The organism is Nocardiopsis yanglingensis, from assembly GCF_045809185.1.
GTDB classification, from domain to species: Bacteria; Pseudomonadota; Gammaproteobacteria; order Xanthomonadales; family Xanthomonadaceae; genus Stenotrophomonas; species Stenotrophomonas yanglingensis.
The window spans coordinates 27,601-51,615 of record NZ_JBJNRH010000007.1 but is presented as its reverse complement, the minus strand read 5'-3'; the positions used below and the strand labels follow the sequence as shown (position 1 = coordinate 51,615).

Sequence of the window (24,015 nt, the reverse complement as noted above, 5' to 3'; positions counted from 1 at the left end):
GTGGGTTTGGGCGGGCCGGGGGCGGTCTTGGCCCCAAACACCCGGACCGGTGGGGCCGCCCCGGGGCCGCCACTACCGGTGATCCGGTTATTTCGCGATCAGCGCGTGGCGACGGCTGTACAGGAAGTACAGCACCAGGCCGGCCAGATTCCACAGCAGGAAATACAGCTGGGTGGTGTGCGGCAGGCTGATGAACAGATAGATGCAGCCCAGCGCGGCCAGCGGGCCGACCACGAAGGCCAGCGGCGTACGGAAAGTACGTTCGCGGTTGGGCTCGCGCAGGCGCAGCACCACCAGGCACACACCTACTGCGGTGAAGGCGGCCAGGGTGCCGGCATTGGCCAGGGCGGCGATCTCGTCCAGGCGGGCCACTCCGGCCAGCGCCGACACCACCACCGCGGTGAACAGCGTGGTCGCCACCGGCGTGCCGGTGCGTGCGTTGACCTTGGACAGGCTGCGCGGCAGCAGGCCATCGCGGCTCATCACGAAGAAGATGCGGCTCTGGCCGTACAGGAAGGCCAGCAGCACCGTCGGCAGCGCGATGATCGCGATCACGCCGATCACCATCGCGGCGGTCGGATGGCCCAGCTGGCGCATGATCAGGGCCAGCGGCTCGGCACTATGGCCAAACACCGCGTAGCTCATCGCACCGACGGCCGCGAGTGCGACCAGCACGTAGACGATGGTGCAGCCGATCATCGAACCGATGATGCCGATCGACAGGTCGCGGCCCGGGTTCTTGGTTTCCTCGGCCGCGGTGGAGATCGCATCGAAGCCGTAGAAGGCAAAGAAGATGATCGCCGCCGCCGCCATCACGCCGTGTTCGACGCCATCGGGGCCGATCGACTTGGCAAAGCCGTACGGCATGAACGGCTGCAGGTTGGCGCTGTCGAACGCGGGCAGCGCCACGGCCACGAAGATGGCCAGCGCGATCAGCTTGAACACCACCAGGATGGCGTTGAGGGTGGCGCTTTCCTTGGTGCCGGCCATCAGCATGCCGGCCACCAGCCAGGTGATGATGATCGCGGGCAGGTTGATCATGCCGCCTTCCACGTGAGGACCGGCCGCCAGCCACGCGGGCAGGTGCACGTTCCAGCCGAACTGGGTGTGGACCCATTCGAGGAAGCCGACGAAGTAGCCGGACCAGCCCACCGCCACGGTACTCACCACCAGCGAGTACTCCAGGATCAGGCTCCAGCCCACCACCCAGGCGAACACCTCGCCCAGCGCGCTGTAGCTGTAGGTGTAGGCACTGCCGGCGGCCGGCATCATCGTCGACAGCTCGGCGTAGGACAGCGCCGCGCAGGCACAGACCGCACCGGCGATGGAGAAGGAGATCAGCACGGCCGGGCCGGCCAGGTTGGCACCGACGCCGATCAGCGTGTAGATGCCGGTACCGACGATGGCGCCAATACCCAGCGCGATCAGGTGCGGCCAGCTGAGCGTCGGGATCAGACGCCTGCCGGCTTCGTGGACGGTGACGGAATCTAGGGACTTGCGCCGGAACAGGGACATGCAGGCCTCGGAAGGGGTGACTAAGAACGACAAGTTCCCGAGTGTGACCGAACGCAGCGCAGCATTACCACTGACGGGGGTCATGCATGGCGGGGCGCGCGCTGCGCCCCAGCCAGGCTGCCGGAATCGGCACAATCCGGCGGCAGCCACCGGTGTGCGTTCGTCCCGGCCGCTGCTACGACTCGATGTTGGCCATGCCACTGACCGAATAGCGGTCACCGGCCGCGGCATGCAGCGGGAAGGCCGCATCCAGTGCGTCCAGCGTGGCCGCATCCAGTTCCATCTGCAGCGCACCGAGGTTCTCGTCCAGCCGTACCTGCCGCGTGGTGCCCGGAATCGGCACGATGTGCTCGCCACGCGACAGCACCCAGGCCAGGGCCAGCTGCGAGGCGGCAATGCCGCGTTCGGCGGCCAGCGCCTGCACGGTGTCCACCAGCGCCAGGTTGCGCTGGAAGTTCGCGCCTTCGAAGCGGGGCGAGGTGCGCCGGTAATCGTCGGCGTCGAAGTCATCCGGACTGCGGATGGCGCCGGTCAGGAAGCCACGGCCCAGCGGCGAATACGGCACGAAGCCGATGCCCAGTTCCACCGTGGCGGCCAGCACTCCGTTCTGCTCCGGCTCGCGCGACCACAGCGAGTACTCGCTCTGCACCGCAGTGATCGGGTGCATCGCATGGGCGCGGCGCAGGGTGGCCGCCGAGGCCTCGGACAGGCCCAGCCAGCGCACTTTGCCCTGTTCCACCAGGCGTGCCATCGCACCTACGGTGTCCTCGATCGGCACGGTCGGGTCGACGCGATGCTGGTAGTACAGGTCGATGTGGTCCACGCCCAGGCGGCGCAGGCTGGCCTCGCAGGCAGCCTGCACATAGTCCGGATGGCCGTTGACCTGCCGCCCCTTCGGGTCGGTCGGGTCCAGGCCGATGCCGAACTTACTGGCCAGGAACACCTGGTTGCGGCGCCCGGCAATCGCGCGGCCGACCAGCACCTCGTTGGTGTGCGGGCCATACACATCGGCGGTGTCGAGCAGGGTCACGCCACGGTCCAGCGCGTGCCGGATGACGGCAATGCCGTCATCGTCACTGCCGCGGCCGCCGTAGTAGGCGCTCATGCCCATGCAGCCAAGGCCGAGGGCGGACACGGTGGGGCCGGCGGGGCCGAGAGTACGGGTCTTCATGCGGTTCTCCTTGGGGAAGGCGCCGCGCTTGGATGGGCAGCGGCGAGGGGCACAGCATCCTCCACGTCATCATGTGGATAAACTGCGTGCCACCGGACTTACATTGAAGACTGGCTTCACAATGGATGCCTCCGTCCCCCTCACCGCTGTGGTCGCCTTCGTCCACGTGGCAGAGCACGCCAGCTTTACCCGCGCCGCCGATGCCCTGGGCGTGTCGACCTCGGCGCTGTCGCAGAGCGTGCGCGCGCTGGAAGCGCGTATGGGCGTGCGCCTGCTGCAGCGGACCACACGGCGGGTCAGCCTGACTGAACACGGCGCGCGTTTCCTGCAGCGCGTGCGCGGCGGCCTGGACCAGATAGACCAGGCATTTGCCGAACTGGACAGCGCGCGCTCGGTGCCTGCAGGGCGGCTGCGGGTGACCCTGCCGCGCATCGTCGCCGATCGCATGGTGCTGCCGCGGCTGCCCGAATTCCTCGCGCGTTGCCCACAGGTGCAGGTGGAACTGTGCGTCGACCCGGCGCTGACCGATCTGGTGGCCGAGGGCTTCGACGCCGGCATCCGCCTGGGCGAATCACTCGCACAGGGCATGATCGCGGTGCCGGTCGGGCCACCCGAGCGGCAGGTGGTGGTGGCCACGCCGGCCTATTTCGAACGCCATGGCGTGCCGCAGACCCCGCATGATCTGCAGGGCCACGCCTGCATCGTGCACCGGCTGGCCAATGGCCGGCTGATGCCCTGGGAGTTCAGCCGCGAAGGCCACGACCTGGACGTGGAAGTGAGCGGGCAGCTGGTGTTCAACGATGCCGGTGTCGCCCATCGCGCCGTGCTGGCGGGGCTGGGCATGGCCCAGGGCTTCGCCTCGCTGATGGCCGATGACGTCGCCGCTGGGCGACTGCAGAGCGTGCTGCAGGACTGGCAGCCGCCGTTCCCCGGCTTCCACCTGTACTACCCGGCGCGCGAGCAGATGGCACCCAAGCTGCGGGTGTTCATCGATCACCTGCGCGCGGGAATGCCGCTCGGGTAACGTTGCTTCGGTAGATGCCAACCTTGGTTGGCTACTGATTGCAGCGGTCGAGCAAGCTCGACGCTACGCTGCCCGATCAGCCGTTCAACCCCAGCCTGATGCCGAAGCCGACCAGGAACAGGCCGGCCACGCGGCGCAGCGCATCGCTGATCCGCGGGTGCTGGATCAGGCGGCGACGGGCGAGGTTGCCCACGCAGATCAGCATCGAGCAGTAGGCGATGCTGACCACCAGGATGATGCCGGCCAGTGCCGCGAAGGTGGCGATGCCCTGGTGTGCCTTCGGATCGATGAACAACGGCAGGAAGGCCATGTAGAACAGGATCGCCTTCGGATTGAGCAGGCTGACCAGGATCGCCTGCTGGAAGTAGCGGCCCGGCTGCATGCGGATCGGGCCGGCGTCACCGCCCTCGTGCTTCGGCGTGCGCAGCAGGCTGATGCCCACCCACACCAGGTAGGCCGCACCCAGGTACTGCACCGCGTGGAACACCAGCGGGTTGGCCTTGAGCAGCGCGGCCACGCCGGCCAGCGCCAGCCACATCAGGATCTGATCGCCGACCAGCAGGCCGGCCAGTGCGGTGTAGCCGCCACGCACGCCACCACGGCCGGTGGCGGTCAGCAGGGTGAAGGTGCCAGGGCCGGGCAGGGCGAGAAACACCAGCACAGCGACCAGAAACGTCCACAGGTCCTGGATGCCCATCCACGGCATGGCGGCGTTCTCTTGTTACGGGGGGCCGCCATTGTCGGTCAGCGCCGGGATTGGCGACAGGGGGCCGGTGGACCCACCAGGCATGCCAGACAGCAGCGGTTGCAGGTGCTGGCGCAGCTGCGCGTGCAGTTGTCGCACGGCCGGCGAGAACTGCTTGCGGTGCGGGCATACCAGCTGCAGCGGGATGCTGCTGCCAACACCGTCCAGCAGCAGCTGCAGGCGCCCGGCCAGCACGTCCTCGCGCAGGTCCAGCCAGGACTTGTAAGTGATGCCTTCGCCGGCCACGGCCCAGCGTCGCACTACATCAGCGTCGTCGCAGACCAGCGGACCGCGCACCGGAATCACGCTGCGGCGCCCGTCGACCTCGAACGACCAGCGATCGTAGGCGCGGCCACTGAGCTGGTAGACCAGGCAATCGTGCTCACGCAGATCCTCCAGGCGGGTGGGCGTGCCACGCCGCTGCAGGTAGTCGGGCGAGGCCGCGAGTACGCGCCGGTTGCCTTCCAGCAGGGGCAGGGCGACGTAGTTGGCGTCGTCGAAGTGGCCGATGCGGATGGCCACGTCGACCGGGTCGCGGAACACATCGGCCACTTCGTCGGACAGGCGCAGGTGCAGGCGCAGCCGCGGGTGCGCAGCGCGGAAGGCGCTCAGCCAGGGCAGCAGCAGGTTGCGGCCGAGGTCCGAGGGCGCCGACAGCTGCAGGGTGCCGTGCAGCTCGGTGTCCTCGCCCTGCACGCGCGCCTGGCCCTCGCGCAGGGTGGCCAGCACCTCCTGCGCGTACGGCAGGTACAGCGCGCCCTCGCCGGTCAGGCGCAGGCTGCGGGTGGTGCGCACGAACAGGCGCAGGTCCAGCTCGCGTTCCAGCCGCGCCACCGCTGCAGCCACCTGGCCGGGCAGCAGGTCGGCCTCGCGTGCGGCCTGCGAGAAGCTGCCCAGCGCGGCAGTGCGGACGAACAGCTGCAGGTCGTCAAAGCGGATCATTTTCATTGCCGGAGTGAAAGTGCTGACTGATTCTGCGCCTTTCTGCGGGAGCGCGCGCGGCGCAACCTGTCGCCTCCTTCCCCACTGGACCGCTGCCATGCGCGCCATTGCCTACACCCAAGCCGGCCTGCCGATCGATGATGCCCGGGCCCTGATCGACATCGAACTGGAGCTGCCGCAGCCCGGCCCGCGTGACCTGCGCGTGGCGGTACGAGCGGTGGCGGTGAACCCGGTCGACACCAAGGTCCGTCGCGGCGTGGCCACCGATGGCCCGCGTGTGCTGGGCTGGGATGCGGTCGGCATCGTCGACGCGGTGGGCAGCGAGGTGACCCTGTTCCAGCCTGGCGATGCGGTCTACTACGCCGGCGTCATCGATCGCCCGGGCAGCAATGCCGAGTACCAGCTGGTGGACGAACGCAGCGTCGGCCGCAAGCCGGCCAGTCTGGATGACGCCGCCGCCGCCGCGCTGCCACTGACCGCGATCACCGCCTGGGAACTGCTGTTCGACCGCCTGCGCATCCCCGAGGGCGGCGGCGAAGGCCAGACCCTGCTGGTGATCGGTGCTGCCGGTGGCGTTGGTTCGATCCTGGTGCAGCTGGCGCGGAAGCTGACCAGGCTGACCGTGATCGGCACCGCCTCGCGTCCGGATACCCAGGACTGGGCGTACGCAATGGGCGCACACCACGTGATCGACCATGGCCTGCCGCTGGCCGAGGGACTGGCGCGGTTGGGCATCAGCGAGGTGCAGCACGTGGCCAGCCTGACCCACTCCGACCAGCACTACGCGCAGATCGTGGAACTGCTGGCGCCGCAGGGCCAGCTGGGGCTGATTGATGATCCCGGCCAGGTCGACGTGATGGCGCTCAAGCGCAAGGCACTCTCCCTGCACTGGGAATCGATGTTCACCCGGCCGCTGTACAAGACCGCCGACATGCAGCGCCAGCACGACCTGTTGAACCGGGTGGCCGAGCTGATCGACACGGGCGTGCTGCAGACCACGCTGGGCGAGCATTTCGGTCGCATCGACGCGGCCAACCTGCGGCGCGCCCATGCACTGCTGGAGAGCCACCGCGCCAAGGGCAAAATCGTGCTGGAAGGCTGGTAAGGCAGGTTGTTCCCGCGCCCTTGGGGTCAGATCCCTTTGCCCTTGGGAAAGGGATCTGACCCCTGCCTCAGGCCTCGCCGTTGTCGACGTATTCGGCGAAACCGGGCTGCTGGCGCAGGCGCTCGAACCACGCGGCGAGGTGTGGCAACGCGGGCTTGCTGCCCGGCGTGCTGCGCCAGCGTTGGGTCGACAGCCCGAGCACGATGTCGGCGAGGGTGAAAGTGTTGCCCACCACATAGCCGTCGGTGGCGGCCAGCTGTGCATCAAGCACACCCATCAGCCGGTTCCACTGCACCAGGCTGGCCCCGGCGCGGGCGTCATCCGGATAGTCCGGGTGCTGCCGCACGCGCGCCATGAACACATGGCGCCAGGCGCTGTTGAGGTCGCTGGCCTGCCAGTCCATCCATTGCTCCACCCGTGCACGGGCCTGCGCCGCGGCGGGCAGCAGGTCCTCGCGTCCGGCGCGCGTGGCCAGGTAGCGGCAGATGCTGTTGGATTCCCACAGCACGAAGTCGCCATCGCGGAGCACCGGCACCTGCCGGTTCGGGTTCAGCGTGGCCAGCATGTCCGGCAGTGGCGCAGGCTCGCGTTGTACATGCAGGTCCAGCCCGGCACACAGCCACAGAACCTTGCGCACATTGATGGAGGTGGGCTTTCCGTACAGGGTGAGCATGGTCCTGACGCAGCAGTTGAGACTCGGCCAGCCTACACTTGCCCCATGCAAACCGAATATCTGCTCATTGGCGGCCTGCTATTGGCCGTGCTCATCCTGCAGCTGGTCGCCCTGCTGCGCCGCCCGCCGCATGACCGCCTGGAACAGGCGGTGCGCGAGGAGGCGCGCGCCGGGCGCAGCGAGCTGCGTGAACAGCTCGATGGCTTCGCCCGCGCGCTGACCGATCTGTCCACCCGCACCGACCAGCGCCTGGACCTGCTGCGCGAAGCGCTGGGCGAAGATGCCCGAAAGGCGCGCGCCGAAGCGGCCGAGAGCCAGCAGCGCGGCGCGGCGTTGATGGGACAGCGGCTGCAGGAACTGCGCGGCCAGCTGGAAACCTTCGGCCAGCAGCAGGAAGCCCGCATCCATGCGTTTGGCCAGCAGCTGCAGGAGCTCACCGGGCGTACCGATACCCAGCTTGGCGCGCTGCGGCAGACCCTGGTGGACGATGCACGCAAGGGCCGCGAGGAGGGCGCGCAGTCGCAGCAGCGCCTGACCGAGAACCTGGGCCTGCGCCTGCAGGAACTGACCCAGCGCAACGAGCAGCGCATCGCGGAGATGCGCACGACGCTGGAAGAGCAGCTGCGCGCGCTGCAGAGCGACAATGCGCAGAAGCTGGAGCAGATGCGCGTGACGGTGGATGAGAAGTTGCAGTCCACCCTGGAAACACGCCTTGGCCAGTCCTTCAAGTTGGTCTCGGAGCGTCTGGAACAGGTGCAGCGTGGCCTCGGCGAGATGCAGCAGCTGGCCACCGGCGTGGGCGACCTCAAGCGCGTGCTGACCAACGTCAAGACGCGCGGCAGCTGGGGTGAAGTACAGCTGGAGAACATCCTCGAGCAGACCCTGATCCAGGAGCAGTACGCGCGCGGGGTGAAGGTACGCCCGGACAGTGGCGAAATGGTCGACATCGCCGTGCGCCTGCCGGGCCGCAGCAGCGACGACACGCCGGTGTGGCTGCCGATCGACTCCAAGTTCCCACGCGAAGACTACGAGCGCCTGCTGGACGCACAGGAGCAGGGTGACGCCGAACTGGTACGCGTGCAGGGTGCGCAGCTGGAGCGTGCGGTGAAGGTGCAGGCCAAGTCGATCTGCGAGAAGTACATCGTGCCGCCGCACACCACCGACTTCGCGGTGATGTTCCTGCCTACCGAAGGCCTGTATGCCGAGGTGATCCGGCGCCCCGGCCTGGTCGATCTGCTGCAGCGCGACCACCGCGTGGTGGTCGCCGGGCCGACCACGATCACCGCACTGCTCAACAGCCTGCAGATGGGTTTCCGCACGCTGGCCATCGAGAAGCGGTCCAGCGAGGTGTGGAGCCTGCTGGGTGCGGTGAAGACCGAGTTCGGCAAGTTCGGCGATGTGCTGGACAACGTGAAGGCCAAGCTGGACCAGGCCAGCAAGCAGATCGACCAGACCGGGGTGCGCACCCGCGCGATCGCCCGCAAGCTGAGGGATGTTGAGTCGCTGCCGGTTGAGCAGAGCCGCCAGTTGCTGCCGGACGCGCTGCCAGCAGAGGAAGGCAGTGACAGCGACGAGACCTGAGCCACGCTGACACGCCGCCTGCATCGCCGATGCGTATGCTGGCGGCCTGTCCGCTTCGATCAGGTATCGTCATGCGCCTGCGCTGCTTCACCAGCCTTGTCCTGACCGTGCTGCTTGCCGCCTGCAGCAGTGCACCACCGGCCGCCGATACGGTGGCGGCACCCGCCGCAGCCACCAGCCCTGAAGCGGCCGAGGCGTACCGTGAAGCGCGCGACGTCGACTGCCAGGCCGCCGGCGGCACCCTGCAGCGGCTGGGCCGCCTGCAGCGCGAGCAGTGCGTGATTCCCTATGCCGATGCCGGCAAGGCCTGCAGCCGCAGGAGTGATTGCACGGGCCAGTGCCTGGCCGGTCCCGAGGTGGCTGCTGGCAGTGCCGCCACCGGTACCTGCCAGCGCGATGTGCGCCAGAACTTCGGCTGCCGCCAGCGCATTGATGACGGCAAGGCGCAGGGCACGATCTGCGTGGACTGAGGATGTCCTCTGTGGAGCCGAGCCCATGCTCGGCTGCCCAGCAGTGAGCCGAGCATGGGCTCGGCTCTACAACAGCGCGCGCGGCGCTATGCTGGTGGGCCATTCCCCGCTGTTGCCGGAGCCCCCGCGTGAGCACCTCGATCCAGGATATTTCCCTCACCACCATCGACGGCCAGCCGTCCTCGCTTGCCGACTACCAGGGCAAGGTGCTGCTGCTGGTCAACGTCGCCTCCAAATGCGGCCTGACCCCGCAGTACGAGGGCCTGCAGGCGCTGTATGCGGAAAAGCATGCGCAGGGCCTGGAAGTGCTGGGCTTCCCTGCCAACAACTTCCTCGGCCAGGAGCCGGGCAGCGAGGCGGAAATCCAGCAGTTCTGCCAGCTCACCTACGACGTCAGCTTCCCGATGTTCTCCAAGATCAGCGTGGCCGGTGACGACGCCCACCCGCTGTATCAGCAGCTGACCGCCGCGCAGCCGCAGTCGATCGGCGAAGGCCCGCTGCGCGAGCGCCTCGCCAGCAAGGAAATCCCGATCCACCCGGCGCCGGCGGTGCTGTGGAACTTCGAGAAGTTCCTGGTCGGCCGCGACGGCAAGGTCATCGCCCGCTTCGCCCCGGACGTGGCCGCCGATGATGCGCGCCTGCGCGAGGCCATCGAGGCCGCGCTGGCAGCCTGAGCAAAGCGTGCCAACCAAGGTTGGCACCTACCGGTACCGGGCCGGGGTCGGATCCCTTTCCATGGGAAAGGGCTCCGACCCCATCCAGGGCCACAAAAGAAAAACCCCGCCGAGGCGGGGTTTTTCATGTGCCGCTGAAAGGACTCAGTGCGTCCACTGCGGCATCGGCATCGCATCGACCGGGATCGGCGAATTGGCATCGTCGTGGCCACGGTCACGCTTGCTGCGCAGATCGTTCTCGATCTGGTAGTTGCGGCGCTGCATCCACGCATCGCGGACCAGCGAGTACTCGTCCACGGCGGTGTCGCGCAGGTCGTCGATCGCCAGCAGCTGCGCGCGGGTATCGACCAGCTGCAGGCCCTGCAGGCCGATGCGGACCTTGTCCTCTTCGATGCGGCGGATCGGCGACAGCGGAATGTCACCGGCCAGGCCGAACACATCGCGCACGGTACGCGGGCCGAAGAACGGCAGTTCCACGTAGCGCGAACGCCGCCAGCCCCAGGCACCCAGGGTCTGGCCGAAGTCTTCATTGCGACGCGGCACCATCGCCTTGCTGGCCGGATCGAACAGGCCGCCGATACCCAGCGTGCTGTTCATCAGGAAGCGGCCCAGGCTGTCCCACGCATCGGCACCGCGGCCCTGCAGCAGCTGGTTGGTGATGGTCACCGGCGCGCGCAGGTTGCTGAAGAAGTTGCTGACGCCGGTACGCGCGAAGCGCGGCACCACGTGGGTATAGGCGGTGGCCAGCGGACGGGCGATACCGCGGTCGACCGCGTTGTTGAACGTGTGCACCTTGCGGTTGAACGGTTCCCACGGATCGTAGGCCGCCGCGCTGCCGGTGTTGCCGGCACCGCCATAGAGGGCATCGAAGTCGTCATCACCACCGGGAGCGGTCGCCGCTGCGGCCCTGGCCGCATCGGTGTCGGCGCTGCGGGCCGGTGCCGATGGCGGCGTGGCCGGCGCAGGTGCGGCAACCACGGCTGCTGCTGGCGCGGTATCGACCGTAGCGGAATCGGCGGTGGGGGCGGAGGTTTCGGCGATGGTACTGGCCGGGACCACGGTGCTGGCCGCCGGCGCATCGCTGCGCGCGGGCTTGCCGGCGCAGGCGGTGAGGGCGGTGGCCAGGACGATCAAGGGGAGAGTGCGTACGACGTTCATGTCAGCTCGCAGCAGAAGTAGCGTTGAAATCCAGGTCGGGCGACAGCCGGTAGGCTGCGCTCAGCTCGTTGTAGCCGGCCGGTGCGCCGGAGACTGCCAGCGGGTGACCGCTCTTGCGCGCACGTGCGGCCAGCTCGGCCAGCAGCGCCAGGCCGGCGCTGTCCACGCGTTCGACCTCACTCAGTTCCAGTCGTGCCAGCTGTGCCGGCAGCGCCTGCAGCTGTGGCCACAGCGCAATCACCGCGGCACGGTCGAGCACCCCACGCAGGCGCAGGGTGTCGCCTTCCAGCAATGCCAGTGCGTTACTTGCCATTGCCCGCGGGCCCGGCCTGCATGCTGCCGCTGTGCAGCTCGGTGGCCACCTGCTTGATGCCCTTCTGGCGCAGCGGGGTGTCGAACTGGTTGCGGAAGGTCTGCACGTAGGAGATGCCTTCGATGTTGACGTCGAAGATCTTCCACTGGCCGTTCACGTTGCGCATCCAGTACTCGACCGGGGTCGGTTCATTGCCGGCGCGGACCAGCTCGGTGCTCACGCGCACGCCGCGGTTGCCCGGCAGCGGGCTCTCACCCTTCAGGCGGAAGCTCGGCTTGCCCTGGATGTTGAGCAGGGTCGAGCCGTAGCGCTGCATCAGGCTGTCAGCCATGGCATCGGCGAACAGCTTGATGTCGGCATCGGAGGCGCCACGGGCGTGCGGGCCCAGCACCAGGCGCGCGGCATAGTCGCGGTCGAAGGTGCGGGTCAGCTCGCTGTCGATGTAGCTGCGCAGGCTGGCCGGGTTGCTGGTGAACTCGCTCTTGCGCTGCTGCAGCGTGGACAGGATGCGGCTGCTGGCATCGATCACCACCTTGCCGGCCTGGCCCTGCGTTGCGGCAGCGGCGGGAGCGGCGGCCTGCGCCTGAGCGAGGAACGGAGTGGCCGCCAGCAGCGCCGAGGCGAGCAGGGCCGGGATCAGTTTCATCTTCATGGTTGCGGTTCCGTTGCAGGCGCCTGCGCGCCATCGTTGGGCTTCTGAGCAGCGCCGCCACCGGCACCGCCACTGAACATGTACTTGCCGACCAGCTGGATCAGGTCCACTGCCGGCTGGGTGAAGACGATCTCGTCGCCGGCCTTCAGCACGTCCGGATCACCGCCCGGCTGCAGACCGATATAGCTCTCGCCGAGCAAACCACTGGTGAAGATACCGGCCGAGGTGTCTGCCGGCAGGTCCTTGACCTTGCTGTCCATGCGCAGGGTCACGATCGATTCGAACTTCACCGGGTCCAGGTCGATCGAGGCGACCTGGCCGACGGTGACGCCACCGATCTTCACCGGCGCCTGCTTGCGCAGCTGGCCGACCTGGGAGAAGCGCGCTTTCAGGTCATAGCCTTCACTGCCCCAGCTCCAGCGCTGGTTGGTCGAGGCCACGGCCAGCACCATCAGCGAGGCCAGGGCCAGCAGCAGGAAAGCGCCGACGGAGAATTCGAGTCTGGGACCGCGGATGGCCATGTGGATTACCTGATCGAGTCGTTGTGGCCGCGCGCGCCTGCGCACCGCCGGTGGAGGGGTTAGGTGAACAACATTGCCGACAGCACGAAGTTGAACATCAGTACCAGCAGCGAGGCGTTGACCACCGCACGGGTGGTCGCCACCGACGTGCCTTCAATGGTGGGCTCGGCATGGAAACCAACGTAGGCGGCAACCAGCGCGGCGGTGCCGCCGAAGATCGCCGACTTCAGCATTGCCACGCCGAAGTCGTCCCAGAAGTCCACGCTGTTGCGCAGCGCCGACCAGAACACGCCGTTGTCCAGGCCCAGCACGTGCACTGCTTCAAAGTAGCTGGCGCTGATCGCCAGCGAACAGAAGATGCCGGTCAGCAACGGCACGGTCAGCACCGCCGCCCAGAAGCGCGGCGCCACCGCCTTGGCCACCGGGTCGATCGCCATCAGCTCCAGCGCCTTGATCTGGTCGGTGGCACGCATCAGGCCCAGTTCGGCGGCGATCGAGCTGCCGGCGCGGCCGATGAACAGCAGCGCGGTCAGCACCGGTGCCAGCTCGCGGTAGAGCGACAGGCCGAGCAGGGTCGACAGCGCGTCAGCCGCACCGAAGGTGGTCAGCGTGCGGTAGCCCTGCAGGGTCAGCACCAGGCCGACGAAGGCACCGCCGACGGCGATGATCGGCAGCGAGCGCGCACCGATCTTGTAGATCTCGCGGGTCAGCTCGGCCAGGAAATCACGCGTCGGCAGCGAACCGCGCAGCACGGTCAGCGAGAACAGGCCGGCGCGGCCAAGCGAGCGGGTGGCTTGGACGAACGGCATCAGGCAACCCTCGCGCGTGGTGCGGCATCGAACGGAATCGGGCCATCGGGCTGGCCGTGCAGGAACTGCCGCAGCAGCGGGTCCTGGCTGGACTGCAGCGCCTCGGGCGTGCCCTGGAACACGATGCCGCCATTGGCGATCGCGATCACCTGGTCGCAGATCGGCAGGGTCTCGTGCACGTGGTGGCTGACGATGATGCTGGTCAGGCCCAGGCTGTGGTTGAGGCGCTGGATCAGGCTCATGATCACCCCCGAGGCGATCGGGTCCAGCCCGGTCAGCGGCTCGTCGTAGATCATCAGCGGCGGATCCAGCGCCAGTGCACGGGCCAGCGCCACGCGGCGCGCCATGCCACCGGACAGCTCGCGCGGCCAGGCATCGGCGGCGGCCAGCAGGCCCACCGCATGCAGCTTCATCTGCACCAGGCGGCGCAGCACGGCGGTCGGCAGACGGGTGTGCGTGCGCAGCGGCAGGGCGACGTTCTCGGCCACGGTGAGGTCGGTCAGCAGGCCGTTGCCCTGCAGCAGCACGCCCACGCTCTTACGCATTTCCAGCAGCGCGCCGCTGTCGTGCGGAATCGGCTTGCCGAACAGGGTGACCTCGCCAGCGACCGGGCGCAGTTCGCCGGTCAGCGCCGCCAGCAGGGTCGACTTGCCGCTGCCGGACGGACCGAGCACAGCGGTGATGCTGCCCTTGGGCACCTGCAGCGACACGTCGCGCAGGATCGTGCGCCCGCTCCGGTCGATGCGGACGTTGGATAACTGCACCAGACTGGAGGCGGAAGCCGACATGGGCACCATTAACGTTTTTTAGACATCGAAGGATCGGGCCCGTCGGCTGAACATAAGCAGACTGGACGGTGCAGTATTGTTGCACGACAAGCCCTGGCAGAGGCCGGGACAATCGGCCGGCGTCCCGGAACAATCCGTACCGTTGGCGAGCCAAGCATTGAATACTGCCTGCCGTCCTGCACACTGTGCATGATGAGTGACCCAGGCAGCGATTTCCGCCTCTACCATTCCAACTCCCTGGACGTGCTGGCCGCGCTGCTGGCACGCAACGTGCGTGCGCCGGTACCGGGCCAGCCGCTGCTGGCACCGGAAGTGGTGCTGATCCCGCAGGTGGCAATGCGGCGCTGGCTGCAAGCGACACTGGCCGCGGAATTCGGCGTCGCCGCCAACCTCGAATTCCTTACCCCGGGCGAGTTCGTGGCCCGCGCACTGAAGGCCAACGTCAGCGGCGAGCAGGACGATCTGGACGCGGCCGGCCTGCACTGGAAGCTGTACCAGACACTGCGTGACCCGGCGTTGCTGGCGCAGCCACCGATGCGCGCGCTGCAGTCCTATCTTGCCGGCGATGACGCATTGAAACCATGGGCGCTGGCCGGCGAGCTGGCCTCGGTGTTCGAGAAGTACCAGGCCTGGCGCCGTGACTGGCTGCTGCGCTGGGCCGCCGGCGCCGATCCGGCCGACCCGCAGGCGATCCTCTGGCGCACCATCACCCGAGGCCACGACTACCGCGCCCGCCGCATCCAGGAGTACCTGGACCGCTTCGAAGGCGCCGGCCAACCCTTGCCGAAGGGCTTGCCACCGCGCATGTCTGCGTTCGCGACGCTCAACATCTCGCCCGACGTGCTGCGGGTGATGGCCACCCAGGCCCGGGTCGGCGAGCTGCACTTCTATATGCCCACTCCGGTGCAGTCGTACTGGGGCGATCTGCAGACCCTGGCCGAGCGCCTGCGCAGCGGCGCGCCCGATCCCTTCGGTGAAGCGGCCGGCGAAAACCGCCTGCTGGAAGCTTGGGGCGCGGCGGGCCGCGACTTCATGGCGGTGCTGGGCAGCTACGAGGTGGTGCATCCGGCCGGCGAGATCGCCGCCTATTCCGATCCGGAGGAGGACACCCGCCCGACCCTGGACGAAGGCGGCCTGTCCGACAGCCTGCTGCATCGCCTGCAGCGTGACCTGTTCCACCGCCGCGCACTGCCCTCCGGCGAGCTGCGTGACGGGCTGCGCAGCGACGACCCCAGCCTGCAGGTACACGCCTGCCACACCCGCCTGCGCGAACTGCAGGTGCTGCACGACCAGCTGCGCAGCCTGCTGCAGGACCCGCGCTTCGACCCGCCGCTGCAGGCGCGCGAGATCGCGGTGCTGGCGCCGGATATCGATCCCTATGTGCCGTACCTGGAAGCGGTGTTCGGCGGTCGCGGCGGCGAGGAGGAGCACATTCCCTATGCGCTGGCCGACAGCAGTCCACTGGCGGGCGAGCCGTTGGCCGACGTGTTCGTACATCTGCTGGGCCTGCCGGTCTCGCGTTTCGGCCTGAACGAAGTGCTGGACCTGCTGGCGAGTGCACCGCTGGCCGAAGCGGCCGGGCTGGAAGCGGTGGACTTCGACCGCCTGCATGGCTGGTTGCAGCAGGCGGGCGCACGCTGGGGCCTGGATGCGAAGCACCGCAACCAGCACCAGGCACCGGCCGACGACGCCTACACCTGGCAGTTCGCGCTGGATCGCCTGGTAATTGGTCATGCCACCGGCAGCGAGGCGGACCTGGCCGGCGTGGCGCCGTGGATCGAACTGGAAGGCGGCGCGTTGGACGCGCTGGACCGCCTGCTGCGCCTGCTGCGCGTGCTGGCCACCTACCAGCGCCGCCTGGGCGAACTGCTGACCCCGGCGCAGTGGCGACAGCGCCTGCTGTCGCTGCTGGATGCACTGCTGCCGAACGCGCCCACCTCGCCCAACAGTCAGCGCGCGCTGGAGCGGCTGCGCAAGCTGCTCAACCAGTTTGCCGACGATGCCGCCAAGGCCGGTTTCGAAGACGGCGTGCCGCCGGAGGTGGTGCGTTCGCACTTCGCCGGCGCGCTGGGCGAGGCCGATACGCGCGCACCGCTGCTGACCGGTGGCATCAGCTTCGGCCGCATGGTGCCGATGCGCCTGCTGCCGTTCCGGGTGATCTGCGTGCTCGGTCTGAATGATGGCGATTTCCCGCGCCGCGACCCGGCGGCCGGTCTCAACCAGCTCACCGCCGAGCTGGACACGCCGCGCCGCCGTCCGGGTGACCGCTCCACCCGCGAAGACGATCGTTTCCTGTTCCTGCAGCTGTTCGCTGCCGCGCAGGAGGTGTTCTACCTCAGCTACCTCGGTGCCGATCCGCGCGATGGCAGCGTGCGCGAGCCGTCGGTGCTGGTCAGCGAACTGATCGATGCCGCCGCTGCGTATCACCTCGATCCGCCTGCGGCAGTCCGTGACTTCACCGTGCGCCACGCACTGCAGCCGTTCTCGCCAGCCGCGTTCGGTGACGGCGACCCACGCCGCTTCAGCTATCGCCGCCAATGGCATCCGGCCGCTGGTCGCCTCACCGGCCAGCGCGGTGGACTGCAGCCGTGGTTTGATGCCCCCTTGCCGCCGCCGCTCGACGATGCGGTGGAAGACGAAGTCGCACTCGATACCCTGCGCCGCTTCCTGTGCGACCCGGCCGGGCAGTTCCTCACACAGTCGCTGGGCCTGCGCCTGGCCGACGATGTCGAGGAGGTCGATGACCTGGAACCGCTGGTGCTGTCCTCGCGCGGGCCGGAAAAGCGCAGCGTGCAGGCGGCGGTGGTGCGTGCCACGCTCAGCGGCGATACCGAGCCGTTGTACCCGCGGCTGCGCGCACGCGGCCTGCTGCCTTCGGGTCCATTGGGCGAGCGTCAGTTCGAGGTCGAGCAGTTGAAGACCCGCCCGTATGCCAGTGCGTTGCTGGGCTGGATGCAGGGCGAACCATTGGAAAGCCGTCGCTACGAAGTGGACATCGACGGCGTGCGCCTGCATGGCCGCGTGGCCGATCGGCATCCCGAAGGGCTGGTGCGCCTGCGTGCCGGCACCCTCAATGGCAGTGCAGTGATCCGCCAGGGCCTGGACTGGTTGCTGGCCAACGCCGCGGGCGATGCGTTGCCGCTGGTGCAGTTCCACGATGGCGGTGACGCCGGCCCCGGCCCGCATGTGCTGCCGGCACTGAGCGCTCCCGCTGCACGCGCCGCACTGCGTGCGCTGCTGCAGCTGCGCCAGCGTGGCCTGCGTGAGCCGCTGCGCTTTGCCCCGTACACCGGCTGGGTGCTGTACAACGCGCCGGCAGAAAAACAGCGCAGCGAAGGCTGGAAGCAGTGGCATGGCAGCGACCGCAGCTGGGGCGAATCCAGCAGCGACGCCTGGCAGCTGCTGTTGCGCGGTGCCGACCCGTTTGCCACCGACGCCAGCTATGCCGACCTGCTGCGCAACAGCCAGGTGGTCTTCAGCGCGGTGCGCGAAGGCCGCACGCTTGGCGCCGATGCACGCCAGGAGGGCAGCGCATGAACACCGCCATCGCCGGAGACGGCATCGAATCTCTCAGCCGCGATCCCTATCTGGCCCTGCCGCTGGACGGCATCCGCCTCATCGAAGCCAGCGCCGGCACCGGCAAGACCTTCACCCTGGCCACGTTGTTCACCCGCCTGGTGGTGGAGCAGGGCCTGCGCATCGGCCAGATCCTGGCGGTGACCTTCACCGATGCCGCCACCCAGGAACTGCGCAAGCGCATCCGCGAGCGCCTGGCGCTGGCCGCGCGCCTGGTCGATCTGGAACCGGCCGAGGGCGAAGCACCGGACGTGCGATTGACCCGCGAAGTGTTGCAGCGCCATCTGCGCGGTGGCACCGAAAGCGCTGCCGCACTGAAACGCCGCCTGCAGGTGGCCGCCGACGAGATCGACCTGGCGTCCATCTTCACCATCCATGGCTTCTGCACCCGCGTGTTGCGCGAGCATGCGCTGGAAAGCGGCCACACCTTTGATCCGCCGGAACTGCTGGCCAGCGATCGTGAACTGCTGGAGGAGCTCGCGGCTGATCTGTGGCGCGTGCATGCCAATGACCCGGCCACGCTGGAGCCGCTGACCTGGCTGTGGTCCAACCCGGACGCGCTGGCCGCCGATCTGCGCGCGTTGCTGGGCGCGCCGCCGCTGCATCCGCTGCCACAGCCGGTGACACTGACCGATCCACACCCGGCCTTGCAGGCCACCGCCGCCGAACTGCAGCAGGCGCTTCGCGAACATGGCGAGCAGTTCTTCATCGACCTCTGCGATGCTGTCGACAACAAGTGGATCAACGGCGTGTCCTACAAGCTGGGCTGGCTGCACCCGCTGGGCCGACAGCTGCTGGCCTGGGCCGGGCGCGGCGACCCGCGCGAGCTGCTGGCCAGCGAGCGCCTGAAGGCACTGCTGCCGGAGGTGCTGGCCGACAAGACCAACAAGAAGTTCCCTGACCGCACGCCGTCGTCGACATTGCAGGCGCCGTTGGCGCGCTATGTCGCGCTGCTGGCCGAACGCGATGCCTGGTTGCGTGGTACCGCGCTGAATTTCCTGCACACGCTTCGCGCCGAAGCCACGCAGCGCCTGCAGGCGCTGAAGCGCACGCGCCGGGTCCAGACCTACGACGATCTGATCGATGGCGTAGCGCTCGCCCTGGAAGGCCCGCAGCGGCTGATGCTGGTCAGGCAGCTGCGTGCGCAGTACCGCATCGCGCTGGTCGATGAGTTCCAGGATACCGACGACCGCCAGTGGGGCATCTTCCACACCGTGTTCGGCGATTCGCCGGAGGTTCGCGAGCTCGGCCTGGCGCCGGCGTTGTTCCTGATCGGCGACCCCAAGCAGGCGATCTACGGTTTCCGCGGCGGTGATATCCACACCTACCTGAAGGCCAAGCAGGTGGCGCAGCAGGCGCCGGTGCTGGACCAGAACTTCCGCTCGCGACCGTCTGTGCTGCGCGCGTTGCAGGCGCTGTACGACAACGGTGGCGAAGACGCCTTCCTCGAGCGCGACATCCAGTTCGAGGCGGTGCGGCCCGGTGGCGTGCGCAGCAATGAGGACTACCTGCGCGACGGCCACGCCGCCACGGCACTTACCCTGCGCGTGCTGCGTAGTGGCGGTGACAAGGCGATGAGTGCGGACGCCTCGCGTGAGGCAGCGACCCAGGCCTGCGTGGCGGCGATTCACCAGATTCTGGTCGAGGCGCGTGCGGGCAGTGCCGTGCTGCGTGGGCAGCCGGTGCGGCCGGGTGACATCGCGGTGCTGGTGCGCTCGCATCGCGAGGCCACGCTGGTGCAGCGGGCGCTGGCGGCGGTCGGTATTCCTGCGGTGGCGGCCGGCAAGCAGAGCCTGTTTTCCACCCCTGAAGCGCGCGATCTTCGCGCGCTGCTGCTGGCGCTGCTGCAACCGGCCGACGAAGGCCGCCTGCGTGCGGTGCTGGCCACCGTGCTGCTTGGCCAGCGGGCAAGCGCGATCGCGGCGATGGAGCGCGAGGGCGACCTGCAACGCGAGTTCCAGGCGCAGCTGCTGCACTGGCGCGAGCGCTGGCAGCGCGGTGGTCCGTTCGCGGTGATCGCCGATGTCTGCGCCGCGCAGGGTGAACGCCTGCTGGCGCTGATCGATGGCGAGCGCCGCCTGACCAATTACCTGCAGCTGGGCGAACTGCTGCAGGAAGCCTCGGCGCAGGCGCTGGGCATGCATGGCCTGCTGGACTGGCTGCAGGGGCAGATGGCCAGCGCCGACCAGGATGACGAGCAGCAGCTGCTGCGCCTGGAATCGGATGCGCGCCGCGTGCAGATCATCACCCTGCACAAGAGCAAGGGCCTGGAGTACCCGCTGGTGTTCCTGCCCTTCGTCGGCATCGACGGTGGCGCACCGAACACCGCCTCGCACTGCACGGTGCATGTGGGCGGCGAGCGCCAGCTGCACTGGAAGCTGGACAAGGATGAGGCCTGGGAAGCGGCCAGCACGCAGCGTGAGCGCGAGCAGCGCGCCGAGGATGCGCGCCTGCTGTATGTTGGACTGACCCGTGCCGAGCATGCGCTGTGGATCGCCGCGGGTGATCTGGCCGGGCTAGGCAGGACACGTCTGGCGCCGCTGCTGGGTGACCTGCAGGCGCTGCGCGCGCACGCCGATGTGCACATCGATGACAGTGAGGCACCGGCCACGCTGCCGCAGCTGGCGGCCGAAGTGGAAGGCGACCTTCCGGCGGTGCGTGCTCTGACCCGGCGCGTGCCGCACGACTGGTGGGTCTACAGCTTCACCCAGCTGGCCCACGCAGACGCCGGTGCCGGCAACGATATCGAAGCCGCCGCCACCGAGCTGCCGGCGCCCGCCGCCGACGAACCGGCCGGCCCGGAACTGCCGCTGGAACCGGCGCTGCCCGAACCCGCCGCCGTCGTCGAAGACAGCGTGCCGATCGACCCGCGCTTCATGGGCAGTCGCTTCGGCAACGTGCTGCACGAGGCGATGGAGAACGTCGACTTCGCCGCATGGGGGGACTGGCAGCCAGGTCTGCAAGCCCCTGAGGGCCAGGCCGAGGTGCTGCGCAAGGCACTGCATGACGAAGGCTATGCCGACGTCGATCTGGACGATGGCGTGGGCGTACTGGTGCCGCTGGTCGGCCACACGCTCACCGTGCCGCTGCCCGAAGGCGGCGCGCTGCACAGCCTGGGTGAAGGCGAGCGTCGCGCGGAAATCGACTTCCATTTCGCCATCGAGCCGACCACGGTGCCGGCGCTGCTGCAGGTGCTGCATGCGCACGGTGTGTCCAGCACGCGACGCGGCTTCGGCCAGCGCCGCCGGTTGGAAGGGCTGATGACCGGCATGATCGACCTGACCTATGTGCGCGACGGGCGCTGGTACGTGCTCGACTACAAGTCCAACCGCCTGCCTGGTTACAGCCCGGACCTGCTGGCCATTGCCATGCGCCACAGCGAGTACGACCTGCAGGCGTTGATCTACACCGTGGCCCTGCATCGCTGGCTGCGCTTCCGCCTGGGCACGGCCTATGACTACGAGCGCGACATGGGCGGCATCCGCTACCTGTTCTGCCGCGGCCTGGATGCCGCCGGCAACGGTGTGCATGTGGACCGCTTCCCGTTGGCGCTGGTGGATGCCCTGGATGCGCTGTTCGCCGGCGGCGAACAGGCCCAGGCCGAACTGGCTGCGCGTGCCCGTGGAGCCAGTGCATGAGCCTGCTGAAGGAACTGCACCAGAAGGGCCTGCTGCGCACCCTCGACCATGCACTGGGGACCAGCCTGCAGCGGCTGCGCGACGACACGCCCGACAGTGTGGCGCTGGCGGCCGCCCTGGCTTCTTTGGCGGTGTCGCAGGGCCATGCTGCGTTCGATCCGGCGCAACCGCAGCGGTTGCTGGAAGGCGTGCTCGAGTGGCCTGCCGCGCAGGACTGGCTGGCGCAGCTGCGCGCATCGCCGTGGGTGGCGACGCCGGAGCAGGCTGATGCCATCGCCGAGGATGCGCCGCTGGTGCTGGAAAACGGCCTGCTCTACCTGCGCCGCTACCGCGAGTACGAGCGTCAGCTGGCGGCCGGCCTGCAGCGTATCGGCCGGCATCCGCTGCCGGCGCCGGATATGGCCGCGCTGGCACCGTTGTTCGCGCAGCTGTTCCCGCAGGCATCGGGCAGCGAGGATCACCAGGCACGCGCTGCCGGCGTGACCCTGCGCCATCCGCTGGCGCTGGTCACCGGCGGTCCCGGCACCGGCAAGACCACCACCATCGCGCGCCTGTTGCTGCTGCTGGCCGCACAGGCCCGGCACGCTGGCCAGCCGCTGCCCGAGGTAGCGTTGGCCGCGCCCACCGGGCGCGCCGCCGAGCGCATGGCCGAGAGCCTGCGCGTGGCTGTGCAACGCCTGCAGGAACAAGGACTGGACCCGGCGCTGTGCGCGGCACTGCCCAGTACCGGCACCACCCTGCATCGCCTGCTCGGCGTGATCCCCGATTCACCGCGCTTCCGCCACCACGCCGACAATCCGCTGCCGGTGGACGTGGTCGTAGTCGACGAAGCCTCGATGATCGATCTGCCGATGATGGCCAAGCTGGTCGATGCGATCGCCAGCGGCACCCGGTTGATCCTGCTCGGCGACCCCGATCAGTTGCCCTCGGTCGAAGCCGGCGACGTGCTCAGCGCGATCCTGCGTGCCAGCGGTGATGGCATCGGCACCCGCGCCGATGATGCGCAGGCGCTGCATGGTCTGCTGGCGCCGGCCACGCTGCAGCCGCAGTCGGCACCACGCGCCTTCGCTGGCCGCCGCGTGCAGTTGCAGCGGGGTTACCGGCAGAGCAATGCCCTGGACCTGGCACCGCTGGCGCATGCCGTGCGCGAGGGCGACAGCGCCGTCGCATTGCAGCTGCTGCGCGGCGGTGCATTGGCTGGCGTGCATTTCCACGAAGGCGAAGCCGATCCACTGCGTGGCCAGCGCGAGCACCTGCTCGGCCACTGGCGCGCACTGGCTGAGGCCGCCGACCCGGTACATGCCCTGCAGCAGGCCGGGCGCCTGCGCGTGCTGACCGCGCTGCGCGAAGGCCCGCAGGGTGCGCGCGGCCTCAACAGCCGCATCGAACAGCTGCTGGCCGGCAACACCCCGGGCTACTTCCAGGGTCGCCTGCTGCTGGTCATCGAGAACAGCTATCGGCACCGCCTGTTCAACGGCGATATCGGCATCTGCCTGCGCGATGGCAGTGGTGCGATGGTGGCCTGGTTCCCTGGCGACAGCGTCGACCAGCCGCGCGCCTTCCATCCGGCCGCGCTACCTGCGCACGAAAGCGCCTTTGCGATGACCGTGCACAAGGCACAGGGCTCGGAGTTCGATGAAGTGTGGTTGCAGCTGCCACGCCAGGACAGCCGCGTGCTGTCACGCGAACTGGTCTACACCGGCCTGACCCGCGCCCGCCAGGTGTTGCATGTGGCGGGCAGCGCTGATGTGCTGCAGGCTGCGTTGAAACGCCACGCCAGCCGATTGGGTGGTCTGGCCTGGCGGCTGGGTGCGGAAGAGGTGGCCGAACAACCAACGCGCATCGAACAGCCCACGGTGCAGGGCACGTTGTTCTGACGCGGGCGCGATGCGTTTCCTGTAGAGCCGAGCCATGCTCGGCTGATGGGCGACGGAGTCGAGCATGGCTCGACTCTACAAAAGCGTACTTCGATCATTTCCACGCTCATCCACGCATGGCGTGGATCTACTGGCCACCGGGAAACTGTCGAAGGCGGGGTGGGTCCGGTTGAGGGGGGCGTGAGCCGCATGGATGCGGCGACCGAGCTTACATGGACGTACTTGCAGCGTCCCCCGCAACCGGACCCACCCCGCCATCCCACGGATTGCAGGGCTTTGACGTTGACGTTGATTCGGCAGGTGCAGGGCGCAGCCCTGCCGCCACGTTCATTCCGCGATCAGTACCAGCCCATCAGGGAACACGATCGCCGCTTCATCCGCACTCACATCGAAGAAGCCCACGCCGTGCTTCTCGGCCAGGTCCTGCACGCGGCCATGCGCGCGCTCGGCCACCGAATAGGCGAACGCGCCGTAGATCACCTGACTACCGATGCTGTACTCGGTCACCTCGGCACGATCATCGTCGTCATTGCTCAACGGCCCGTTCATCGGCGGGAACTCCTGCGCCATCTCCGCGAACCACGCCTGCAACGCCGGACTGCTGACCACCGGGTCGTCGTACTCGTGGCGCTCGTTCCACTGCGTCTGCTTCTCGAACCAGGCGATGAAGGCCGCCGCCTCGCGCGGGGCCGCACTGGCCTCGAACACCATCATGTCGTAACTCATTGAACCGTCCTGTTGCCGTGGCGTAAGGACGCCGGGCATGGCCCGGCGCTACCGGAT

20 protein-coding genes are annotated in these 24,015 nt (G+C 68.5%); 8 read left to right on the top strand and 12 right to left on the bottom strand.

Annotated elements, in window-relative coordinates; translation table 11 throughout:
• Window positions 1-87 precede the first annotated feature (87 nt).
• Both ACJ7C5_RS11550 and ACJ7C5_RS11545 read right to left on the bottom strand, forming a co-directional pair.
• Window positions 88-1,515, bottom strand: coding sequence for an amino acid permease (locus ACJ7C5_RS11550; RefSeq protein WP_412703959.1), 1,428 nt, complete (start codon window positions 1,513-1,515; stop codon window positions 88-90).
• A 175-nt stretch (window positions 1,516-1,690) separates the two neighbouring features.
• Window positions 1,691-2,686 carry an aldo/keto reductase gene (locus ACJ7C5_RS11545; protein ID WP_412703958.1) on the bottom strand — a complete coding sequence of 332 codons (996 nt, stop codon included), beginning with the start codon at window positions 2,684-2,686 and terminating at the stop codon, window positions 1,691-1,693.
• Window positions 2,687-2,807: 121 nt separating this feature from the next.
• Between ACJ7C5_RS11545 and ACJ7C5_RS11540 the strand changes: the two genes are divergently transcribed.
• Window positions 2,808-3,710: a LysR family transcriptional regulator gene (locus ACJ7C5_RS11540; protein WP_412703957.1), complete on the top strand. Its 903-nt coding sequence runs from the start codon at window positions 2,808-2,810 to the stop codon at window positions 3,708-3,710.
• A 76-nt stretch (window positions 3,711-3,786) separates the two neighbouring features.
• Here the strand turns inward: ACJ7C5_RS11540 and leuE are convergent, their stop codons facing one another.
• Both leuE and ACJ7C5_RS11530 read right to left on the bottom strand, forming a co-directional pair.
• Window positions 3,787-4,416 (bottom strand): leucine efflux protein LeuE, encoded by a 630-nt coding sequence (gene leuE / locus ACJ7C5_RS11535; protein WP_412703956.1) that lies wholly within the window; start codon window positions 4,414-4,416, stop codon window positions 3,787-3,789.
• A gap of 15 nt (window positions 4,417-4,431) precedes the next feature.
• Window positions 4,432-5,397 carry a LysR family transcriptional regulator gene (locus ACJ7C5_RS11530; RefSeq protein WP_412703955.1) on the bottom strand — a complete coding sequence of 322 codons (966 nt, stop codon included), beginning with the start codon at window positions 5,395-5,397 and terminating at the stop codon, window positions 4,432-4,434.
• A gap of 97 nt (window positions 5,398-5,494) precedes the next feature.
• On the opposite strand from ACJ7C5_RS11530, the gene ACJ7C5_RS11525 reads away from it, so the two are divergent.
• Window positions 5,495-6,502: a zinc-binding alcohol dehydrogenase family protein gene (locus ACJ7C5_RS11525; protein ID WP_412703954.1), complete on the top strand. Its 1,008-nt coding sequence runs from the start codon at window positions 5,495-5,497 to the stop codon at window positions 6,500-6,502.
• A gap of 67 nt (window positions 6,503-6,569) precedes the next feature.
• On the opposite strand, the gene ACJ7C5_RS11520 is transcribed toward ACJ7C5_RS11525, so the two are convergent.
• The gene (locus ACJ7C5_RS11520; RefSeq protein WP_412703953.1) at window positions 6,570-7,175 is read right to left on the bottom strand and encodes a glutathione S-transferase family protein; all 606 of its coding nucleotides are present in this window, start codon (window positions 7,173-7,175) and stop codon (window positions 6,570-6,572) included.
• A gap of 45 nt (window positions 7,176-7,220) precedes the next feature.
• Between ACJ7C5_RS11520 and ACJ7C5_RS11515 the strand changes: the two genes are divergently transcribed.
• From ACJ7C5_RS11515 to ACJ7C5_RS11505, 3 genes are all read left to right on the top strand, one after another.
• Window positions 7,221-8,756: a DNA recombination protein RmuC gene (locus tag ACJ7C5_RS11515; RefSeq protein ID WP_094001779.1), complete on the top strand. Its 1,536-nt coding sequence runs from the start codon at window positions 7,221-7,223 to the stop codon at window positions 8,754-8,756.
• 71 nt (window positions 8,757-8,827) lie between these two features.
• Window positions 8,828-9,226, top strand: a complete 399-nt coding sequence (locus ACJ7C5_RS11510; RefSeq protein ID WP_412703952.1) for a hypothetical protein — start codon at window positions 8,828-8,830, stop codon at window positions 9,224-9,226.
• A 128-nt stretch (window positions 9,227-9,354) separates the two neighbouring features.
• Complete coding sequence (locus ACJ7C5_RS11505; RefSeq protein ID WP_094001781.1) at window positions 9,355-9,900, top strand: glutathione peroxidase; 546 nt, start codon at window positions 9,355-9,357, stop codon at window positions 9,898-9,900.
• A 144-nt stretch (window positions 9,901-10,044) separates the two neighbouring features.
• Here ACJ7C5_RS11505 and ACJ7C5_RS11500 read toward each other — a convergent pair whose 3' ends face one another.
• The 6 genes from ACJ7C5_RS11500 to ACJ7C5_RS11475 are packed head-to-tail and all read right to left on the bottom strand — an operon-like array spanning window position 10,045 to window position 14,141.
• Window positions 10,045-11,058, bottom strand: coding sequence for an MlaA family lipoprotein (locus ACJ7C5_RS11500; RefSeq protein WP_412703951.1), 1,014 nt, complete (start codon window positions 11,056-11,058; stop codon window positions 10,045-10,047).
• Between the two features lies 1 nt (window position 11,059).
• Window positions 11,060-11,371, bottom strand: coding sequence for an STAS domain-containing protein (locus tag ACJ7C5_RS11495; protein WP_094001783.1), 312 nt, complete (start codon window positions 11,369-11,371; stop codon window positions 11,060-11,062).
• Window positions 11,361-12,023, bottom strand: coding sequence for an MlaC/ttg2D family ABC transporter substrate-binding protein (locus tag ACJ7C5_RS11490; RefSeq protein WP_088028135.1), 663 nt, complete (start codon window positions 12,021-12,023; stop codon window positions 11,361-11,363). The genes ACJ7C5_RS11495 and ACJ7C5_RS11490 overlap by 11 nt, the downstream gene beginning before the upstream one ends.
• Entirely contained in the window at window positions 12,020-12,544 is a 525-nt protein-coding gene (mlaD, locus tag ACJ7C5_RS11485) for an outer membrane lipid asymmetry maintenance protein MlaD (protein ID WP_010487482.1), read from the bottom strand. The genes ACJ7C5_RS11490 and mlaD overlap by 4 nt, the downstream gene beginning before the upstream one ends.
• A gap of 59 nt (window positions 12,545-12,603) precedes the next feature.
• Window positions 12,604-13,353 carry an MlaE family lipid ABC transporter permease subunit gene (locus tag ACJ7C5_RS11480; RefSeq protein WP_005414955.1) on the bottom strand — a complete coding sequence of 250 codons (750 nt, stop codon included), beginning with the start codon at window positions 13,351-13,353 and terminating at the stop codon, window positions 12,604-12,606.
• On the bottom strand, window positions 13,353-14,141 hold the full coding sequence (locus ACJ7C5_RS11475; protein ID WP_041864700.1) for an ABC transporter ATP-binding protein: 789 nt from the start codon (window positions 14,139-14,141) through the stop codon (window positions 13,353-13,355). Before ACJ7C5_RS11475 ends, ACJ7C5_RS11480 begins: the two co-directional genes overlap by 1 nt.
• A gap of 189 nt (window positions 14,142-14,330) precedes the next feature.
• Between ACJ7C5_RS11475 and recC the strand changes: the two genes are divergently transcribed.
• The 3 genes from recC to recD are packed head-to-tail and all read left to right on the top strand — an operon-like array spanning window position 14,331 to window position 23,232.
• Window positions 14,331-17,678: an exodeoxyribonuclease V subunit gamma gene (gene recC / locus ACJ7C5_RS11470; protein WP_412703950.1), complete on the top strand. Its 3,348-nt coding sequence runs from the start codon at window positions 14,331-14,333 to the stop codon at window positions 17,676-17,678.
• The gene (gene recB / locus ACJ7C5_RS11465) at window positions 17,675-21,355 is read left to right on the top strand and encodes an exodeoxyribonuclease V subunit beta (protein WP_412703949.1); all 3,681 of its coding nucleotides are present in this window, start codon (window positions 17,675-17,677) and stop codon (window positions 21,353-21,355) included. Before recC ends, recB begins: the two co-directional genes overlap by 4 nt.
• On the top strand, window positions 21,352-23,232 hold the full coding sequence (recD, locus tag ACJ7C5_RS11460) for an exodeoxyribonuclease V subunit alpha (protein ID WP_412703948.1): 1,881 nt from the start codon (window positions 21,352-21,354) through the stop codon (window positions 23,230-23,232). Before recB ends, recD begins: the two co-directional genes overlap by 4 nt.
• A gap of 327 nt (window positions 23,233-23,559) precedes the next feature.
• Here the strand turns inward: recD and ACJ7C5_RS11455 are convergent, their stop codons facing one another.
• Entirely contained in the window at window positions 23,560-23,958 is a 399-nt protein-coding gene (locus tag ACJ7C5_RS11455; RefSeq protein WP_046988844.1) for a hypothetical protein, read from the bottom strand.
• Window positions 23,959-24,015 lie beyond the last annotated feature (57 nt).

Excerpts from the sequence above, each read along its gene's own strand:
- ACJ7C5_RS11455 (WP_046988844.1), bottom strand. The coding sequence starts at position 23,958 with ATGAGTTACGACATGATGGTGTTCGAGGCCAGTGCGGCCCCGCGCGAG.
- ACJ7C5_RS11490 (WP_088028135.1), bottom strand. The coding sequence starts at position 12,023 with ATGAAGATGAAACTGATCCCGGCCCTGCTCGCCTCGGCGCTGCTGGCG.
- ACJ7C5_RS11510 (WP_412703952.1), top strand. The coding sequence starts at position 8,828 with ATGCGCCTGCGCTGCTTCACCAGCCTTGTCCTGACCGTGCTGCTTGCC.
- ACJ7C5_RS11480 (WP_005414955.1), bottom strand. The coding sequence starts at position 13,353 with ATGCCGTTCGTCCAAGCCACCCGCTCGCTTGGCCGCGCCGGCCTGTTC.
- recD (WP_412703948.1), top strand. The coding sequence starts at position 21,352 with ATGAGCCTGCTGAAGGAACTGCACCAGAAGGGCCTGCTGCGCACCCTC.
- ACJ7C5_RS11520 (WP_412703953.1), bottom strand. The coding sequence starts at position 7,175 with ATGCTCACCCTGTACGGAAAGCCCACCTCCATCAATGTGCGCAAGGTT.
- recC (WP_412703950.1), top strand. The coding sequence starts at position 14,331 with ATGATGAGTGACCCAGGCAGCGATTTCCGCCTCTACCATTCCAACTCC.
- ACJ7C5_RS11500 (WP_412703951.1), bottom strand. The coding sequence starts at position 11,058 with ATGAACGTCGTACGCACTCTCCCCTTGATCGTCCTGGCCACCGCCCTC.
- ACJ7C5_RS11545 (WP_412703958.1), bottom strand. The coding sequence starts at position 2,686 with ATGAAGACCCGTACTCTCGGCCCCGCCGGCCCCACCGTGTCCGCCCTC.
- recB (WP_412703949.1), top strand. The coding sequence starts at position 17,675 with ATGAACACCGCCATCGCCGGAGACGGCATCGAATCTCTCAGCCGCGAT.
- ACJ7C5_RS11525 (WP_412703954.1), top strand. The coding sequence starts at position 5,495 with ATGCGCGCCATTGCCTACACCCAAGCCGGCCTGCCGATCGATGATGCC.
- ACJ7C5_RS11550 (WP_412703959.1), bottom strand. The coding sequence starts at position 1,515 with ATGTCCCTGTTCCGGCGCAAGTCCCTAGATTCCGTCACCGTCCACGAA.
- leuE (WP_412703956.1), bottom strand. The coding sequence starts at position 4,416 with ATGCCGTGGATGGGCATCCAGGACCTGTGGACGTTTCTGGTCGCTGTG.
- ACJ7C5_RS11515 (WP_094001779.1), top strand. The coding sequence starts at position 7,221 with ATGCAAACCGAATATCTGCTCATTGGCGGCCTGCTATTGGCCGTGCTC.
- mlaD (WP_010487482.1), bottom strand. The coding sequence starts at position 12,544 with ATGGCCATCCGCGGTCCCAGACTCGAATTCTCCGTCGGCGCTTTCCTG.
- ACJ7C5_RS11475 (WP_041864700.1), bottom strand. The coding sequence starts at position 14,141 with ATGTCGGCTTCCGCCTCCAGTCTGGTGCAGTTATCCAACGTCCGCATC.
- ACJ7C5_RS11540 (WP_412703957.1), top strand. The coding sequence starts at position 2,808 with ATGGATGCCTCCGTCCCCCTCACCGCTGTGGTCGCCTTCGTCCACGTG.
- ACJ7C5_RS11495 (WP_094001783.1), bottom strand. The coding sequence starts at position 11,371 with ATGGCAAGTAACGCACTGGCATTGCTGGAAGGCGACACCCTGCGCCTG.
- ACJ7C5_RS11530 (WP_412703955.1), bottom strand. The coding sequence starts at position 5,397 with ATGATCCGCTTTGACGACCTGCAGCTGTTCGTCCGCACTGCCGCGCTG.